Below are 17,362 nucleotides of genomic sequence, written 5' to 3'. Positions count from 1 at the left end.
CCTCGCGTTTGAATTCAGCGGAAAAGGAACGACGTTGCTTGGTCATCAGACACCTCTATCTGGCGAGCATTCTCGCCTAAATGGGTGTCCGGTTTCATTAGACCACTACAGTTGATGGGCATTGTGCCGCAGAACGCGGGTGGGTTCGGGTCTATCAGGGAGGCTGCTCAGATCTACGCGGCCAACGAGCTGGGGCCCATTCAGACACGGATGTCACAGTTGAATTATTGGCTCGGTGAGGACGTCGTGCGGTTCAAGCTCTATGAAACTCCCATGGGGAATTAAACCCTTGCCCAGTGAATGGGGCGACAGGTCAGTATTGGATCTGTACACCTATGGAGCTTTCAAGCTTGGGATAGACACGCTCCAAAGTTCTTCCAGATTAACGTCATCACTGCTAGGGCGATGGCCTTGGAGAAGCGGATCTATCTTTAGAATCATCGGTAGGTCAAACGCCGTTCCGGTAACTACGCAACAGCCCTTGGCAAGAGTAGGTATCAAGGCTTTGGAGGAGGAGTCAAGGGTACTGATAGTGTTGTCCAAAAGCATGAGGTCACGGTCGTTGACGAGTCGATGTATGAAAAAATTATGGATTTGCGAAACGATTGTTGGTGAGATGTCGGCAGGGCGCTGACTAGATAGTGTTAAGTAAACTCCGTATTTTCTTCCCTCCTTGATGATCTCTTCAAATAGTTCAAGTCGATAGTCTTTCCAGATTTCATGCTCGCGTGTGGATTGATCAGATAAAATATTATGCGCTTCATCAATTATAAGGTGTAGTGTACGGTTGGGGGGGGCTCTTGAGGGTTTCTGAGTCCTTATGATTTATGTAGTAATTTTTGGCGATGAGAAGGGGCAGGATTTTTTTTATTTCATTTTTGCATTTTTTTAACGAGATGACATGTAAAAGTGAAGGAGCGGGGGGGACGTCTACAATTTTTAGAACATTACGAAGTGCCGAGATTGACGACTTTGCTCGTGAGAGCACGGGTTGAATGTGTTCGTATTGTGCATAACCTAAAACGACATCCGAGCAGAGTTGTAGATAACAGCGGAGAATTAGTTCGCTGAACTGATCCATGTCTATCAGGTTGATGTGTTCAAGTAACGGCTTTAGGTGTTGCTCAAAACCATTGCTGTCAGAGTTATAGTAGTTTCCATATGTGTCTCTGAAGTACTTTCGCTGCGCATTGTAAGTGATGCCCTTTAGGTGTTCTTGCAGTGGCTCGCATTCGAGAATTCTAGCGATTTCTCGACTCAACTCTAGCGCGTCGGGTTTTGGTTCGCTAGCGCTAAATGCCTTTTCGAAAGTTCTTTCAATGTAACGTTCAAGTGAGGTGTTCTTGAATCTCTCTTTGCCGCTGAGAACTCGCCTTAGAAACGGTTGTTGGGTATTGGTAGTGGCTTGAAATAGGAGGCTAAGCGTTTCTGCGTCCCAGAAGTGTACTGCTTCAATTGGGAATTTTTGACCCGCTTTTTTGTTGTTTAGTATGGTGATTTTTTTGTCTTGGGCTGGAAGTATTTGTCCTTCAGTATATTCGCCATTAAAATCAATAACTACGAACTGGCTTTTATGTCTTAGTGCTTCAATTTTTTCGTTAAATAAGGTCGTGTAAAGCTTCGCGAGCGTATTTGATTTGCCACTGCCTGTGTTACCAAAAATACCAATGTGGCTGTTGAAAATTTTTGTCCAAGGTAAATTGATCGGAACATTTTCCTTTAGCATACAACCTATGGAAAAAGAGGAAACCCCTTCCGCACCGTAAATTTTGGCAACCATAGGCTCGCTCAAGAGGTACGCTTTATCTCTGATCATGGGCATAAATTTTATGCCTTCAAAGAAAGTATCATCCATAACGTAGCCAATTGGACGCACATCTACCTTTCGTATGTATACGGTTTTTTCAGCGTCAATATCCAATTTTCTCTCGTCGAGGTATTCGCCTTCGATGAGGCAAACAATATCAATAAAGCCGCGCTGAATTGTGATGTGTTCTCTCAGTGACACCCCTCTATATCTGACACCATCATAAAAAATTGTTTCGTGATTTGAGTCCTCAAAAATTCTAAGGGATATTCGAATTCCTGAGACAGCAATTACTTCTCCCACGACCATGCTCATACTAAATTCTCCTCATGGTCAGGGGCTATGTATCGCTGCGGCTTAAGCGAGAAGACGTATTTGTTGAAGTTGGTGAAGTCAAGGTTTTCGCCTGCGGGGGGCGAAATTATCGTAACATTTCTCCAAGGTTTGAATTCTTCTGTCAGGCTATCCGCGCCTCTTTTGCTATAGCAGCAGATAAGAGTTTGTAATTTCGGATTTGCGAGCGAACGCTGAATAAGTTTGAGAATATGCTCATCTGCAAACGAGAAGCCGAAAACTATGAGAATTGAATTTGGTTTTTCAAGTTCATAACTAAGAAGTCTAAGCATTTGATAGTAATGCTCTTCAAACACCGTTTCGTGAAACTTCCATTTTGTGGGGTTTACTATAGGAAGTTTGTTGTAGGCATTCCAAAAATTCTGTCGCTGCTGTGAAGTAAAATCTACGTTAGGAATTTTTGTTGTAATGCTACCATCAGTTACTAGATAGTCAGAGAATTTCTGGATCTTTGCCAGCGTTCTGCCGTGAATTAGGTTGCTGAAATTGTTCTTGTACCTGACTTCGATTTTTTCGCTGTCTTTAGACCAATAAACTGACCCATGTAGGTGGATCAAGTTTATTTGGGGAATGCCATAATGGGATCTTTCGAATATTCCAGTTTGGCATTGGAACGTGCTGAAATTTTTGGCGTGTAAAATTTTCTTATGAAAGCCTGAGGCTCCGTCATTTATGACAAAGTCATGAGAGCCGTTGGCCAGAATATTGTCGGCACTATGAGCTAAGCAACCATCGTAATTTGTGGTGAAAATGTTGATTTTTCTGTTGAGATCTTTTCTTCTATCGAGCAGGCCTAGGATTGTTACTATGAAATTCTCATAGTTGTCGAGGTTTGTTCGAGCTTTAGGATCTTTCACGTTTTCAGGTGAGAAGTTTTGAACTGGATATATGCATGTGTTGTAGTAATGCATAAATAGGGCGGTATATCTATTAGCCCAATCCGCGTAGGTTGTTGCGAGTGTCTCAATAGTCTGCCATTTGCCCGATGGGCTCTTTACTTTTAATGCCAACGTCGGGAATAAATCTGCGGATGCACCGGAGCCTAGTAGTACATTGATGTTTTTATTGTAGATATCTAATGGCTCAATCGACTTAAACATTTGCGCACCTATTATCGATTTCCTTAAAAATAGAGCGTTTTGCAGCGCAATTCCCCTACAATGCTAGACGGTCCCGCCATGAGGACTCTTTATAGCTCGACAGGGTTATGCGCCCTCGTAATATTGTCCGAGAAGCGCCTTTCGACCTTTTTCCTCCCCCTTTTATTCACATGCACTACCGGTTCGAAGGTAACCCAACGGATGGCATTTTGTCATCCTGTCAGGGGAAGTGCCGACGCAGACATTCTGATCTGGTAACGCTCGGCACACTGGGAAGGCGCTCATATTATTTGTGCGATCAAGCAATTGGTGAGGAGGTTCGCATGGCGCGCGCTGTCATCCCCCCACCACGCCTCCGGTCTAAATAGGTCTTTTTTTCCGCACCGCTGCAAACCATTCGGCGCGGTCAACGTCGGGCGCTGTCCTGATGATGGCGAAGGGCAAAAAGCCTGCGGATCCCTGCGAAGGTCGGGGTGATTCAGTGCAGGTGTGACGGCACAACTGAATTGAGATCTGAAAGCCTCCCTGGCTGAGCTGGTAGTCGGAAAAGAGTAAGGAGGAAATGTTGGAGCGTTGGATCCGTCGAAAGGCCCGTATTCATTGGCTCTGCCGGATTACATCAGAAGGTAATTTTGAGTAATTGAAGAAGTAATTTTGGCATAAGTGCTTGATTTTAAAGGGTTGTAAAAAAGAAAAGATTACCTTGCTAAAGAGTAATTATCTTACTTCTACATTACTTCAAAATTACTCTGTGGAATGCACTCGAAAGCCAATGAAATCAAGGCTTTAAGGCAGAGTTGCTGAGGGGCTTACTAATATTACTCGTTTCCGAGGTCTCACCGGAAAACGGCCGGGATGTATATGCCTGCGTGCGCTATGCGCGTGCTATTGCACTCTGACGCATCAACACACAAACAGCCCCCGAAACAGCCCCCAGTCGATTGCGGTCATGTTCGTGCACCGCTGGAAACCTTGAAAAACGTGGAGCGGGTGAAGGGAATCGAACCCTCGTTATCAGCTTGGGAAGCTTTGAGTCAGCGATTTATAGGGTTGGGTCTTGGGCTCGATTACTAAGCACCAGGCCGACAGTGACGACGCCGGCGATCAGGAATAACGGAAGGAGGACTACGATCGCATTGCCTCCGGTAAAGTTAAGCTGTTCACTGGTGTTAATCGCGAAGTACACGCCAGGCATCAAGAGAGCTGCCGTACTCAGAAACCTTATTCCCCCACCGATCTTGATTGCCCCTCGAGATTTGGTTGTTGGTAGGAAAAAGAGGTAAAGCGCTAAACACAGCACCGCTACTGTCGCAGAGAAGAATGCTTGTAGCGGCCGCGATTTACTATGGGACGTATCTTCGAAATTTACGTCGCTCACTCCAGCGATACGAGCCTTTGCCCTCAGGTCCAAAGGACCGGAACTCACAAGAGTGATAGTGATTTGATCGTTGGGGTTCGAAAGGAAGGGGAGAATCTTTACCTGGTTGTCCTCGATCGACAAATTCACCGGAATATCGGCTGGGTCCGTGGCTGTGATCTTCGCCGTGATGATCTTCGCATCGTTCATTGTGCGTATTTGAAGAGGAGTTTCGAAACTGCCTGTCGGAATTGGCTTCGAGCCCGTATTGATCAGCGCCAAGGAATGAATATAGGGCGAATCAATTTTCGCTCCATTCACAAATATTTGCATATCGTGAATTTTGGAGTCGGAGGGGAGCTGGAGGGCTGAAGATGAGACAAGTCGGACCGTCAATGAATAGGCTGAAAGGTCCGTCTGCCAAAGGTAAACAGGTAGCAGCGCGGCTACCAGCGACAATAAGGTGCCGATTACATACTTCCAATCCAGGTCCTTTAGTTTCAAGAGCTTGCCTCCCTGGGCAACCTGCGAGCTTGCGCGGATCATCCTTCCTCTGAGGTCGGATGAAACGGATTGAAGCTGCTTGTTACGTCGCTTGTTACGTCTGACGCAAAAAACAAAGGCCTGCATCGCTGCAAGCCTTTGATTTTATTGGTGCCGGCACCAGGAATCGAACCCGGGACCTACTGATTACAAGTCAGTTGCTCTACCAACTGAGCTATACCGGCGTGTGGGCGACGATTATAGCCATTGGGGGATTTCTGTAAACCCCTGAATTCTGACTATTTTTGCATGAGCCGTGGCAAGGGGTCGGGCAGGAGGTTGCGTAATTTGCGCAGGGCTCGCCAGGTGAGGCTGTTCTGGATGGCCGCAAGTTGGGCTTCGGCCTCTTCGGCGCGTTGCAGGGCGGCGGCGAGTTGCTGTTCGGTGTCGCTAAGGGGATGGCTGAATTTGTGACCTTTGCAAAACCGGAAACCATCGAGGTTGCAGGGGGGAATGTCGAAGGCAGGTTTCAGGGCCAGGTGCTCTTCGGCGAGGTAGTAGGTGTTGATGCCGTCGAACAGGATGGACTGATAGCCGGCATCGGTGACGAGGGTTTCCCAGGTCTGGTCGCGGGCCCATGGGGTTTCGATAAGGATGATCCAGGGACGCCAGCGGGTGAAATCCATGCCTCGCAGCACGGTTTCTTCATGGCCTTCGACGTCGATTTTCAGGAAATGGATGGGGCGGTCCGAGGCGTATTGTTCGCAGATCGAGGCCAGGGTACGGGACAGAACGGTCTGTTCGCGCACATCCATGCCTGCGTCGCGGTGTTGCTGTGCGACGCTGGCTTCGACAGTGGACAAGCCCGTGTCGGCAATGGTGTAGAACGTCAGGCTTTCGGCATTTTCGCCAGCCACGCATTGCAGATTGATGTCGTTGGGGCGTTGTTGGCAGAGCGCATCGTAGTAAGCCGGCACCGGTTCGATGTTGATCCCGCACCAGCCATGGTCATAAAAGGCGCGGGTAACGGAGTCGTCTGTCGGATGATTAGCGCCGACGTCGAGGTAAAAGCCGTTTTCCACCGACTGAAGGGCTCGCCACAGACGTATGTCTTCGAAATTTTGTGCGTAGGAAATGAACGTCACGACCAGTCCTTGAGTGTGTCGGCAGTGTGTCTGTCAAGATACGTCGGACTGTTGTACTGCACGGATGGGATAGGCGCAATTGCCGGCGCAGAGCACCCTTGAATTCGGCGGTTATGTCGTTTTATGCGGGGCTTATGCACAACGGGCAGAACAAGACGATAAAAGTGTTTGAATTTTGTGATGGCCTTCTCGTTTACCCGCAAATAACTGTTTTCATGGTTTTTTTATTCATGTGAGTAAAAAATGACCAGCGCAGGGTGGCTCGGAAAATAGCGGAATTATTGGATCCAAGCGTATTTCATCAACAGAGTTATCCACAGGCTGTTGCATCTGTGCAACGTTCCGCCAGCAGCATCAGGTTTCGTGGGGTGAGAGGTGTTTCGCAGAAGGTACCAAGGCGAACGTCATAACCCTTATGCCAAAGGAAAAGCGCCCTGTCCAGCACAAGCCAGAGCTCCAGCGGCCGACGAAAAAGAGTGCGTACCAGTTCCAGATTGCGTACTTCGGCCAGGCGCTGATATCCCGCTGCTTCCAAGGCACTCCAGTCAGGCGAGCCGATTGCGGATAGGTCTTTCAGTCCTGCCAGATCGGTACAGTACTGAGCGAAGGTTTTTTTCAGCCAGGAAGTAGGGAGCGAAGGGGTGGGAAGATAGTTGTCGCAACCCCTGATCTGCCGTTGCAGCAGGTCGAAACCCAGTCGCCAGGCCATGGAGTGGTCCCGTTGCCTTCGCACGCGTGCTCCAGCGGTGACGGTTTCGGTCAGGGGAAGGCTCAGATCCTCAAGCGACAGCTTTAAAGCAGAGCCTTTGGCTGCGTCGGACAGGGGCTGGTAGTTTTCAGCGCTGATGCGGTTATAACAGCACGGCGCGATGGCCATCCGTTCGCAGCGAGCGGCGCTCGCCAGCTGCAAGAGTCGCACATGCAGGTCTCCGCAGGCATGCAGGGCAACGGGTGTGTGCTCGCAATGGATGAATTGCGCCGCGTCCCGTGCCAGCACGTCTTGCCTGAGGTGCGTAGCGGGCAGGTGGTGACGCTGGCTCAGTTGCTGGCCGCTGGTGACCAGGGCCGGGTCGTATTCCAGGCAGGTCAGTCGTTGTGAATCGTGCAGCAGGCGTCGTCCCAGGTGCCCCTTGCCCGCGCACCAGTCGAGCCAGTGACTCGGTTCGGTGGAAAAGAACAGACGACTGGCGAAGGCTTCGATCTGTTGCCATTTACGGCCAGGTACATCGACATCGAGGCGATGGGGTGGCGCTTCAAGTGCCTTGGCGGGCAGTTGCCCGACTTCGCTTAACTGATGGGAGAGCGCCGCCAGTTCCGGGAACGGTGCGGGGGCACGTTCAACCAGCCAAGGCTGATGATGGTCATTTTCCGCCTCTTCCAGTGAACGTCGTCGTAGCCATTGGGCCAGTTCTGGATAGGAGGTTTCCCAGGGCAGTTGCAGATGGGTAAAGGGACGCGGCTTCCACAGGACCTGATGGGCTGTAAGAAAGGTGTCCAACGCCGTGAAGCGGGCGAGCAATGCTTCGCCCGTCAGCACGCCGCCGTCAGCGCCCTTGGCAGGCATCGACGCGCAACCAGCGCTCCAGCTGCTTGAAGCCTTGTACCAGCAGGAATGCCATCAACAGATAAAACATGCCGGCCGCGAAGAAGATCTCCACCGGCAAGTAAGTCCGGGCAATGATCGTGCGGGCCATGCCGGTCAGCTCCAGCAGGGTCACGGTGCTTGCCAGGGCGCTGGCCTTGAGCATCAGGATCACCTCGTTGCTGTAGGCCGGGAGGCCGATTCGCGCGGCGCGGGGCAGGATGATATAGAGCAGCGCCTTGGGTCGCGACATGCCCAGGGCTCGAGCAGCCTCGATCTCGCCACGCGGAATGGCCTGGATTGCACCCCGCAGGATTTCGGCGATGTAGGCGGCAGTGTGCAGCGTCATGGTAGCCGTGGCGCACCAGAACGGGTCTCGCAGATACGGCCAGAAAGCGCTGTTGCGCACGGCATCGAATTGCGCCAGTCCGTAGTAGACGAGGAACAATTGGACCAGCAGCGGTGTGCCTCGGAAAAAGAAGATATAGGCGTAGGGCAGCGCTCGGACGTACCACAGCCGAGAAGAGCGGGCGATGCCCAGCGGAATCGCCAGCAGCAGGCCGGCGAGCACGGCAATGGCCACCAGCTCCAGCGTCAGGGTCGCGCCCTGGGCCAGCTTCGGCAGCCACTTGATGATAACTTCCCAGTTCATTGGGTGCTCCTGGCAAAACCGCGGGCGGCGCGTCGTTCCAGCAAATGCATGCCGGCCATGGCCAGGATCGTCAGGCCCAGGTACATGAAGGCGGCCACCATGTAGAAGGTGAACGGTTGCTTGGACACGGTCACGCCGATTTGCGCGTGGCGCATGATTTCTTCCAGGCCGATCACCGAGACCAGTGCGGTGTCTTTCATCAGGATCATGAACAGGTTACCCAGGCCGGGCAGGGCAATGCGCCACATCTGCGGCAGGACCAATTTGGTGAAGATCCGCCATTTCGACAGGCCCAGCGCCACACCCGCTTCACGGTGGCCCTTGGGAATCGCCAGGATAGCGCCGCGAAACACTTCCGTGGCGTAGGCGCCAAAGCACAGCCCCAGGGCAATCACGCCGGCGGCGAAGGCATCGAGGGCAAGGTCGGGATTGCCGAAATGCTCGCCCAAGGCACGCATCAGGTTGACGGTGCCGAAATAGATCAGCAGTACCCAGAGTAACTCCGGGATACCGCGGACCAGTGTCGAGTAAGTGCCGCCCAGCCACTGCAACGGCTTGTACGGGGAAGTCTTGGCCAGGGCGCCGAGCAGGCCGAGCACCAGCCCCAGGCACAGGGCCGAAAGCGCCAGCTTGACGGTCATCAGCGCGCCGGCGGCGAGTGCCGGGCCGAATCCGTAGAGATCGATCATCATGGGTGTGTGTTCATATCGCGGCAGGCTTTGCTAAGGGCCGATGCTGTGGTGCAGCACCGGCCGGGCACGTCAGCATCAATAGATGTTGAACGGGAAGTACTTGTCGTTGATCTTTTTATAGGTGCCGTCGGCCACGATTTCCTTCAATGCGGCGTTCAGCTTGTCGCGCAGTGGGTCACCCTTGCGCACGGCGATGCCGATCTTGTCACTTTCCACGACAGGGTCGCCCTTGAATTCGTAAGCGCGGCCGGCGTCGGTCTTGAGCCAGTCGTAGTTGACGTATTTATCCGCCAGGATCGCGTCGACGCGGCCGGAGGTCAGGTCCAGGTAGGCGTTTTCCTGGGTGTCGTAGAGCTTGGCGGTGATGTCGCTGCCCAGCTCATCTTCCAGCCATGTACCAGCCAGGGTGGCTCGCTGTGCGCCAATGACTTTGCCCTTGAGCGAGTCTTTATCGGTTTTGAACTCGACGTTTTTCGGCGCGATAAACTGCAATTTGTTGGAGTAGTACGGGTCGGTGAAGTCCACGGCCTGCTTGCGTTCGTCGGTGATCGACAGCGAGGAGATCAGGAAATCGAACTTCTTGGCGTTCAGGGCAGGGATGATGCCGTCCCAGTCGGAGGTGACCACTTCGCATTCGACTTTCATCTTCGCGCACAAGGCATCGCCGATGTCTTTGTCGAAGCCCACGACCTGGCCGCTGGCGTCCTTGTTGTTGAACGGTGGGTAGGCGGCTTCGATGCCCATGCGCAGCTTTTCAGCCGCCATGACGTTGGCCGAGAACACCAGGCCGGCGGCTGCGGCCAGGAGAAACTTCTTGTAGATCTGCATATGCACTGCTCCGTTAGCGGTTGCTGGACATGAATTGTTTGCAGCGCGCCGAAAGCGGGTTTTCGAAGACCTGCTGTGGCGATCCCTGTTCCTCGACCAGGCCCTGATGAAGGAATACCACTTCGCTGGAAACCTGGCGGGCGAAGCCCATTTCATGGGTCACCAACAGCATGGTACGGCCTTCCTCGGCCAGGGCGCGGATCACATTGAGTACTTCCTGGACCATTTCCGGGTCAAGGGCGGAGGTGGGCTCGTCGAATAGAATCACCTTGGGCTGCATCGCCAGGGTACGTGCGATGGCCGCACGCTGCTGCTGGCCGCCGGACAATTCGGAAGGGTAGGCGTGGCGCTTGTCGGCGATGCCGACCTTGGCCAGCAGGGCCTCGGCCACTTCGACGGCTTCGGCCTTGCTCTGGCCGAGCACGCGGCGCGGGGCTTCGATGATGTTGTCGAGCACGCTCATGTGAGGCCAGAGATTGAAGTTTTGAAATACAAAACCGATCTCGCTGCGCATACGATTGATCTGTTTGCCGTCGGCGGCCACCAATTCACCGTTTTTCGCCGGCTTGAGTCTGAGCTCTTCCCCAGCCACCAGAATCTGGCCCTGGTTGGGGTTCTCCAGCAAGTTGATGCAGCGCAGGAATGTGGACTTGCCGGATCCGGACGAACCCAGGATCGAGATCACATCGCCGTCGCGGGCGGTCAGCGAGACGCCCTTGAGCACCTCCAGCTGTCCGTAGCGTTTGTGCAGGTTGCGGATTTCAAGCGCGGGCGTGGCCTGGGCCATGTGCGGTCCTCATGATATGTGCTCCCTTGCTGTTGGCGGCCTTCCTGGCGAGGCGGCCAAGCTAGCATGCGTCCGAATGGCCGCCAACAGCGCTGCGGGTGGTAAACCGATGATGCGCGACAGGTTGTCGCATCGGCGCAGCAGACTGTCGCGCCATCAACAACCGAACGGTCGTTTGACTCCGTTTACCGATGAAAGGCCTGGGGGCGTTGCGTAAAAAAAGGCGCGATGGTGCCAGCTTTGGGTGGGGGTGGGAAGGGTTAATCGGATGAGCGTTACCGCGTTAGAAAAACTGGCACTTCTGATAAGTCCCAATGGATCTAAACCCAGGCGCCTAACCACAATCAAAAGAGAAGTCATGTGAGCCATTTCCATAATCTGGAGTCCTCGCCATGAAGCATATCGATTTCCTTGTGTTGCCCTTCGTCGCGCTGGGCGCGCTTCTGCTGCCCGTCACGGTCGTTGCCACCAACCTCGCTCCCATCGACAACACAGGCGTGCAAGTCCAGCCGCTCCAACAGAACGGCATCACTTACCTGTCCGGTGGCATCGGTGAGGATGAAGCCCGCGCCATCGGGCAGGCACAGGGTTACAACCTGCACATGACGTTTTCGGTCGGGCCTGAGAGCAAATACATTCCGGACGTGGACGTCACTGTCCAGAATGCATCGGGACAAACGCTGTTGACGCTCGAGGACGCGGGCCCGCTGGTATATGTGCAGCTACCGCCGGGCAAGTACAAGGTCGTGGCGACGCGCAACGGCGAGGAGCGCCGCGACACCGCTGATGTAGGCAGCGGCGCCGTCCGTAACCTGGTGTTTCATTGGAGCGGCGACGAATAGCCGAGCGGCTTATTCGCTGGCGGGTCCTTCCATCGATTGGCGATAGCGGTCCAGCGCCTCGCTGAAATCCTTGATGAACTCCGGGGTGCTGAGCCAGCGCTGGGCCGCTTCACGGTCCATACCATCGGCCCACATGCGGTAGTCCACCAGCATGTCGGCGGCCAGGTTGGTGGCTGCCATGCTTTCGTTTTCAGCGTTCTTCAGGTCCAACAGACCTGGACGTTCAATGATCATCACGCTCAGGGACGACAGCAGAGTGTCGAGCAGTTCGCTTCGACCGATAGCCTCGGCTTCGCGCAGCTTGGCGAACAACTCCAACACATAAACGGGTGGCTGTGCGGTGGCGTAGGCCGGATCACCGTACATTGGTATCGCTTTGCGACCTGTCATGCGGATCTGCTTGGCTTTGTCCTTTGCGCGTTTGGCGCGCTTTTGCTGCTTGTTCAATGAGGCCATCGGGCTTCGGTTTCCAATTCGTTAAAAGGTAATGCCTGGCTCAGTCGATTCTCGGCACGGTAAAGCGGAATTCGCTGCCCTTGCCCGGCTGGCTTTCGGCGTGCAGTTTACCGCCATGGGCCTGGACAATCCCCTTGGAAATGTACAGCCCCAGTCCGGTGCCGTTGGGGTTGCCTTCCTTGATCGTCCAATAGCGATCAAAGATATGAGGCAGCTGCTCCGGCGTAATGCCTTGGCCTGAGTCGCGGACGCTGAACACGATTTCATCGCCCACCGACATCGCGCTGATGCCAATGACGCCTTGTTGGGGGGTGAACTTGATGGCGTTTCCAATCAAGTTGGACAGCACCTGGAACAACCGCTCGGGGTCAGCCTTGATTTTCAGGTCGGGTTCGGCGTGGAACGAGATATTGATGGCCTTGGCGTTGGCCAGCGGTGTCAGCAGCGAGCACGCGTCGTCGAATATCTGGCTGACTTCCATCGGCTGGGGATTGATGGTGTAACGCCCGGCGTCAATACGCGAGGTATCGAGCAGGTCCTCCAGCAGCGCGTTCATGCGGCTGGTAGCCTGTTGCATGGTGTCGATGGCCGAGGCAATTCGCTTCGAACTGTGGGAGCCGTCAGAGCTGAAAGACTTCTGCATCATGCCGCAGAGCATGGAGATGGCCGTCATCGGACTGCGCAGGTCATGGGAAACCACTGCCACCAGCTCATCGCGAACTTGCACAGCCTGACGTTCCTTGAGCACCTGGCGAGCCAGATCGTTTTCCAGGGCCGAGCGCCGCAAGTCGTTGGCAGCGAAGAGGTCGCCATGGCTCCATTTGGCGCTGATGCCGGCCATTTCGACTTTCCAGATTTCGAAGGACGTCCTGGGTCGCAGGCGCAAGCCGGTGTTGCTGTTTTCCAGGTCCAAGGGCTTTTGCGGGTCGCCGCTCCAATGGATGGTTTCCTTCACTTCGGGCCGAAACCACAACACGCCGTTTTCCACTGGTTTGGGCAGGTGAATTGCCAGCACACCGCTTGCCACGTCCTGGTAACTCAGGGCTGGCGAGTAAACGCTGCCCAACTGATGGTGGGAGAACACCGGTTGACCGCTTTCAAGAATCCACTGGTGCAGCGCCCGGATCTGCTCCGGTTCAGGACACCGGCCGTGACGGTGCAGTTTGTTGTCTTCGAAAATCGCGACTCCGCTCGCCCCGGTCAGGTCCATCAAGCGTTGTGGTTCGTGGGACAAGCCGTCGAAGACGTTATCGCTGGACTCGGCCATGGCCTTGGCCAGTATGCCGAGATCGTCAAGCTTGGCGTCTCGTTGGCGGCTCAGCGCCAGGGCCTCCATGGCACTGATCTGCAGTGACAGCACCTGGCCGATGGTCTGGCAGGCCTTGCGCATCTCATGGGGGACAAGCAAGGGCTGACGGTTGCCGCAACTGATCAGCCCCCATAAGCGTTCACCATCCATCAGCGAGATGCTCATGGAGGACAACACCCCCATGTTCTTCATGTATTGCCGGTGGATCGGCGAAACACTGCGCAGGGTTGCAAAGCTCAAATCCAACGGCGTCCGCGTATCGGGACGCAGCTCCGGAACCAGCGGTACCGGCGTGTAATCGGCGTTGGGGATGATCCGCAACCAGTTGGTGCGATACAGCTCACGGGCCTGCTCGGGAATATCCGATGCCGGGAAAAACAGTCCTTTGTAGAGTTCCATCGAGGGCGCGCTGGTTTCGGCAATGACCTGCCCATGGCCTTCTTCTTCGAAGCGATAGATCAGCACGCGATCGTAGCCGGTCATGGCCTGGATTTCCCGAACGCTGATGTCGTACAGGGCCTGGAGGGTTTTCGCGCCTTGCAGACGCTGCAGCATGCGGCCCATGTTGGCTTCACCGTTGACGCCTTCGGGGCGGTAGTCGCTCAGGTGCTGCTCCATTTCGACGATCAGGACACCCTGATGGCGATGGACCAGGGCGTCGAAACGCTGCCGGTTCACCAGGATCTCCAGAGGGGCGTTGTCGTCTCCTGCCTCGACGCGACAGGCGTCACGGATGGCTTCGGCTTGTTTCGACCCGAACAGTTCGTCCAGCGGCTGCCCCAACAGCCGGTTGGCATCATGGCCCATCAGCTGCGTTACGTTGGCGCTGATCTGGCGGATCACGAGGTCGGGTTCGGACAGCATCAACAACACGCCGTGAGGCTGAATGGCCCCGGGGAAGCGAATCGGCTCGTCTGCGCAATTGGCCAGCAGTTCTTCGAAGGCTTCTTGGTTTTCCGGGTTCATAACAGGACCTCCTGGCAATCCAGCCAGCGTTCAAAGCAGGTAAATGTCGCCTTGGCGGCGCGTGTGACTTCGAGCGTCTGGGCGCTGCCAAGGTTCCTGTCGCCCAGGTAATCGAGAAAATCCTTCCAACGCCGCCCGGTCAGTTCGCCGTACACGTTGAGAAACGCCGCACCGCTGGAGGCGTCCAGACCGAGCTGTTCGGCTACCCGACGCCGCAGGATCTGCCCGCCCAAGGTTGCACCTTCCAGCACATAGGACACGCCGAGCGCGGCGGTGCGAGACTCTATTTCGGGCAGTGCGTGGCAGGTGGGCAGCGCCTCGATGGCGGCGTCATCCATGCCCAGCGCCACCAGATCCGCCCGCAGGACGGGGAGCTTGATTCGCCGGGACTGGTCCAGCCCGGTCGGTGTCAGCGACAGGACATGCAGGCGTTGCTCCAGCGGCTGGTAAAAACCGTAGTAGGCCGTCATCAAGCGCCGGTAGAGCTCAAGATCCAGGCCAGCGGAGAAAAACGGCAGACGTTTTTCCAGGGCGACGTGGAGCTCGGCGGTTTCGGTCCGCAATGCCTGGATCAGAGAGGGGGATGATGCAACCGTTGGCATGCGGAAAAGGACTCTTGAGGTGAAGCATTGCTGAAGAAGCGCATCAGAGCTTACAGGGGTTTTTGAGTTAGCGATCATCAGGCGTCGACTTTCGTCTTTCGTGGCCGTGCCGGTTGTCGCTCTCCAAGCCGCGCCCGCTCGCGATCCAGCTCAATGCGCAACTCTTCTTCCGTGGGGAGGACCAGTTTGTATTGGCTGGCGAATAATTGTTCATTGCCTTGCAAGACGGAATAACGCACCACTGACTCATCCTTCTGGGCGCAGAGGATGATACCGACGGTGGGTTTGTCGTCGGGGCTGCGCTTGAGGTCGTCGTAGAGGCGTACGTACATATCCATCTGCCCAATGTCCTGGTGGCTCAGTTCGCCGCGCTTGATGTCGACGATCACGAAGCATTTGAGCAGGTAGTTGTAGAAGACCAGGTCCAGATAGAAGTCCCTGCTATCGGTGCTGATACGTTGCTGACGGGCTATGAAGGCGAAGCCCTTGCCCAGTTCAAGAAGGAAGCCCTGTAGTTGATCGATGAGGGCCTGTTCCAGATCGGTTTCCAACAAGATGCCGGCGTTGGGCAGTCCGAGAAACTCCGGGACGACCGGGTCCCTGACGATATCTCTGGGGCCAAGGTCGAGGGATTTGAGATGGGTGTCGGCCTCCTGCTGCACTGCCGGGCGATCGCGGCTCGCCAGCAGGCGTTCGTAGTAAAAGGTGCCAATCTGGCGTTCGAGGGCGCGAGTGGACCAGTTCTGCATGGCCACCTCGTTCATGTACCAATGACGGGCATTGCCATCTTCTATACGTAAAAGCGTGCGGTAATGGGTCCAGCTCAATTCGGTACGCACTGCGTTCCAAATCGGAAACTTTTGATAAAAGTCTCTCATGTGGCGCAAGTTGCGCTCATCGAACCCTTTCCCGAACCTCCCCGTTAGCGCCTTCGCCAGCGTCGCCAGCAGTCGGGTCCCATAAGCCGCCCGCTCCGCGCCTCCCTGTTCGAATTCAATAATGTGCCGGCCGATCTGCCAGCAGGTCTGCACCTGGAGGGTGTCGACGGCGCGCAGGACCTTCTGGCGAGCCTGGCGGATCAGTTCATCGAGTTCGTTGATCAGGGGAGTGAGTTCCGGGTCGTCTTGAGGCAGTAGGGAAGTCATCGAAATGGCAGCCGTAGTGTTGGGCGGCCCAAGAGAATGCTCTAACGGTCGTGCCGATGATGCAGGGCGATGCTGTTTGGCCTGGAGGAATCATTGCAAACTCATGCAGGACCGGGATGACGGAGCGGCCGGGTGGTGGAGTCTGTGTTGTAGGACATAGTCCTGGAGAATGTCATCCAGGCGTTCGAGGGCTGCTGCGCAGCCCAGCGGGGATGAATCCCCTCGCCACAGGGCGATGTTTGCAGTTTCAGCTGTTCGCCAAAGCTTGGGACGCGGCGACGTAATCAGCCTGGAATTGCGGGCTCTCGACCCAGTCCAGTGCAGTCTGTTCGTCGACACCCGTGGTCATGCGTCGATATTCGATCAAGGCGGTAATGATAAAGTCGGTGGCTTCCTCTTCGCCTTCCTGCTCCAGCACGAGTGCCAGCAAAGGGTGGCCCAGGAAAACCGCGCACATGGCCTGTTGGCTGACCTTTTCGGCAGCGCGCATGACCTGGAACAGCTCCGACAGGTCCACAGTCTCCAGGTCGATGCGCTCATCGTTGGGGTCCAGGAAATCGTTCGGCGCAGCGGCGCGCTGGATCCGGTTCTTCTTGGCTTTCGCCTTGGCGCGCTGGTTTCGCTTCTGCTGTTTGTTTGGCGATGACATGGGTCAGATTCCTGCCATGAGAAATAAGGCCATCTATCCTACAGCTTCACGGCGAGGGCTTCGAATCTCAATCCACCACGAACAAGGTGGCCCCCACCGAAGTTGATGAACGATGAGGCTCGGCCTGGTCGGCTACCTGGTAGCTCATGCCGGGCTTGAGCACGAATTGCCGCCCGTCTTCCAGCTCGGTGTTCAGCTCCCCTTTGAGGCAAAACAAAATGTGACCTTTGGTACACCAGTGATCGGCCAGATACCCCGCTGTGTACTCCACCATTCGCACCCGGATGTTCCCGAATTGCCGGGTGCGCCAAAAAGCGCTTCCGGTGACGCCTTTGTGTTCGGTGGGTTCTAGGGTTGACCAGTCGGTGGTGCCGAAGGGGATGCCGGTGATGTCCATGTTGACTCGTCGGGTTGGGGAAGGGGAGGCAGTGACGAGAAATGTAGCCGAGTCGATGGAGGGGAGGGAAGAAAACTCCGGACAATAAAAAACCCGATCAATTTCTTGATCGGGTTTTCGGTATTTGGTGCCCAGAGACGGAATCGAACCGCCGACACGGGGATTTTCAATCCCCTGCTCTACCGACTGAGCTATCTGGGCAACGGGGC

The 17,362-nt window shown here is 55.0% G+C and carries 16 protein-coding genes, 2 tRNA genes and 1 pseudogene; 2 read left to right on the top strand and 17 right to left on the bottom strand.

Annotation, left to right across the window (positions count from 1 at the left end; translation table 11 throughout):
- Positions 1-102: 102 nt before the first annotated feature.
- A pseudogene (locus tag EGM97_RS15210) lies at positions 103-285 on the top strand (phage portal protein); the annotation flags it as partial.
- A 478-nt stretch (positions 286-763) separates the two neighbouring features.
- On the opposite strand, the gene EGM97_RS15205 reads toward EGM97_RS15210, so the two are convergent.
- The 10 genes from EGM97_RS15205 to EGM97_RS15160 form a co-directional block, all read right to left on the bottom strand.
- The gene (locus tag EGM97_RS15205) at positions 764-2,122 is read right to left on the bottom strand and encodes a helicase HerA domain-containing protein (protein WP_238964172.1); all 1,359 of its coding nucleotides are present in this window, start codon (positions 2,120-2,122) and stop codon (positions 764-766) included.
- Positions 2,119-3,261, bottom strand: a complete 1,143-nt coding sequence (locus EGM97_RS15200; RefSeq protein WP_238964173.1) for an SIR2 family protein — start codon at positions 3,259-3,261, stop codon at positions 2,119-2,121. Before EGM97_RS15200 ends, EGM97_RS15205 begins: the two co-directional genes overlap by 4 nt.
- Positions 3,262-4,303: 1,042 nt before the next feature.
- Positions 4,304-5,248: a hypothetical protein gene (locus EGM97_RS15195; protein ID WP_238964174.1), complete on the bottom strand. Its 945-nt coding sequence runs from the start codon at positions 5,246-5,248 to the stop codon at positions 4,304-4,306.
- Between the two features lie 22 nt (positions 5,249-5,270).
- Positions 5,271-5,346 (bottom strand) — tRNA-Thr (locus EGM97_RS15190).
- A gap of 54 nt (positions 5,347-5,400) precedes the next feature.
- Complete coding sequence (locus tag EGM97_RS15185) at positions 5,401-6,246, bottom strand: FkbM family methyltransferase (protein ID WP_238964175.1); 846 nt, start codon at positions 6,244-6,246, stop codon at positions 5,401-5,403.
- Between the two features lie 310 nt (positions 6,247-6,556).
- Complete coding sequence (locus EGM97_RS15180; protein ID WP_238964176.1) at positions 6,557-7,810, bottom strand: methyltransferase; 1,254 nt, start codon at positions 7,808-7,810, stop codon at positions 6,557-6,559.
- Complete coding sequence (locus tag EGM97_RS15175; RefSeq protein WP_238964177.1) at positions 7,791-8,480, bottom strand: ABC transporter permease; 690 nt, start codon at positions 8,478-8,480, stop codon at positions 7,791-7,793. Before EGM97_RS15175 ends, EGM97_RS15180 begins: the two co-directional genes overlap by 20 nt.
- Positions 8,477-9,172 carry an ABC transporter permease gene (locus EGM97_RS15170; protein WP_238964178.1) on the bottom strand — a complete coding sequence of 232 codons (696 nt, stop codon included), beginning with the start codon at positions 9,170-9,172 and terminating at the stop codon, positions 8,477-8,479. Before EGM97_RS15170 ends, EGM97_RS15175 begins: the two co-directional genes overlap by 4 nt.
- Before the next feature lie 75 nt (positions 9,173-9,247).
- On the bottom strand, positions 9,248-10,000 hold the full coding sequence (locus EGM97_RS15165) for an ABC transporter substrate-binding protein (RefSeq protein ID WP_238964179.1): 753 nt from the start codon (positions 9,998-10,000) through the stop codon (positions 9,248-9,250).
- A 13-nt stretch (positions 10,001-10,013) separates the two neighbouring features.
- Positions 10,014-10,787 (bottom strand): ABC transporter ATP-binding protein, encoded by a 774-nt coding sequence (locus tag EGM97_RS15160; protein WP_238964181.1) that lies wholly within the window; start codon positions 10,785-10,787, stop codon positions 10,014-10,016.
- Between the two features lie 392 nt (positions 10,788-11,179).
- Here EGM97_RS15160 and EGM97_RS15155 point away from each other — a divergent pair, with 392 nt between their 5' ends.
- Positions 11,180-11,629, top strand: a complete 450-nt coding sequence (locus tag EGM97_RS15155) for a carboxypeptidase regulatory-like domain-containing protein (protein WP_238964182.1) — start codon at positions 11,180-11,182, stop codon at positions 11,627-11,629.
- A 9-nt stretch (positions 11,630-11,638) separates the two neighbouring features.
- Here the strand turns inward: EGM97_RS15155 and EGM97_RS15150 are convergent, their stop codons facing one another.
- The 7 genes from EGM97_RS15150 to EGM97_RS15120 form a co-directional block, all read right to left on the bottom strand.
- Positions 11,639-12,085: a hypothetical protein gene (locus tag EGM97_RS15150; protein WP_238964184.1), complete on the bottom strand. Its 447-nt coding sequence runs from the start codon at positions 12,083-12,085 to the stop codon at positions 11,639-11,641.
- 40 nt (positions 12,086-12,125) lie between these two features.
- On the bottom strand, positions 12,126-14,360 hold the full coding sequence (locus EGM97_RS15145) for an ATP-binding protein (protein ID WP_238964185.1): 2,235 nt from the start codon (positions 14,358-14,360) through the stop codon (positions 12,126-12,128).
- Positions 14,357-14,962 (bottom strand): biliverdin-producing heme oxygenase, encoded by a 606-nt coding sequence (locus EGM97_RS15140; RefSeq protein ID WP_238964186.1) that lies wholly within the window; start codon positions 14,960-14,962, stop codon positions 14,357-14,359. Before EGM97_RS15140 ends, EGM97_RS15145 begins: the two co-directional genes overlap by 4 nt.
- A gap of 77 nt (positions 14,963-15,039) precedes the next feature.
- Entirely contained in the window at positions 15,040-16,107 is a 1,068-nt protein-coding gene (locus EGM97_RS15135; RefSeq protein ID WP_238964187.1) for a PDDEXK nuclease domain-containing protein, read from the bottom strand.
- 247 nt (positions 16,108-16,354) lie between these two features.
- Positions 16,355-16,756 carry a hypothetical protein gene (locus EGM97_RS15130; protein WP_238964188.1) on the bottom strand — a complete coding sequence of 134 codons (402 nt, stop codon included), beginning with the start codon at positions 16,754-16,756 and terminating at the stop codon, positions 16,355-16,357.
- 67 nt (positions 16,757-16,823) lie between these two features.
- Positions 16,824-17,153 carry a DHCW motif cupin fold protein gene (locus EGM97_RS15125; protein WP_232777098.1) on the bottom strand — a complete coding sequence of 110 codons (330 nt, stop codon included), beginning with the start codon at positions 17,151-17,153 and terminating at the stop codon, positions 16,824-16,826.
- Between the two features lie 125 nt (positions 17,154-17,278).
- A tRNA-Phe gene (locus EGM97_RS15120) sits at positions 17,279-17,354 on the bottom strand.
- Between the last annotated feature and the right edge of the window lie 8 nt (positions 17,355-17,362).

The organism is Pseudomonas sp. AF32 (assembly GCF_022342325.2).
Classification (GTDB): Bacteria; Pseudomonadota; Gammaproteobacteria; order Pseudomonadales; family Pseudomonadaceae; genus Aquipseudomonas; species Aquipseudomonas uvaldensis.
Note: the sequence above shows the minus strand (reverse complement) of the source record. Positions and strands in the feature narration are given on the sequence as shown.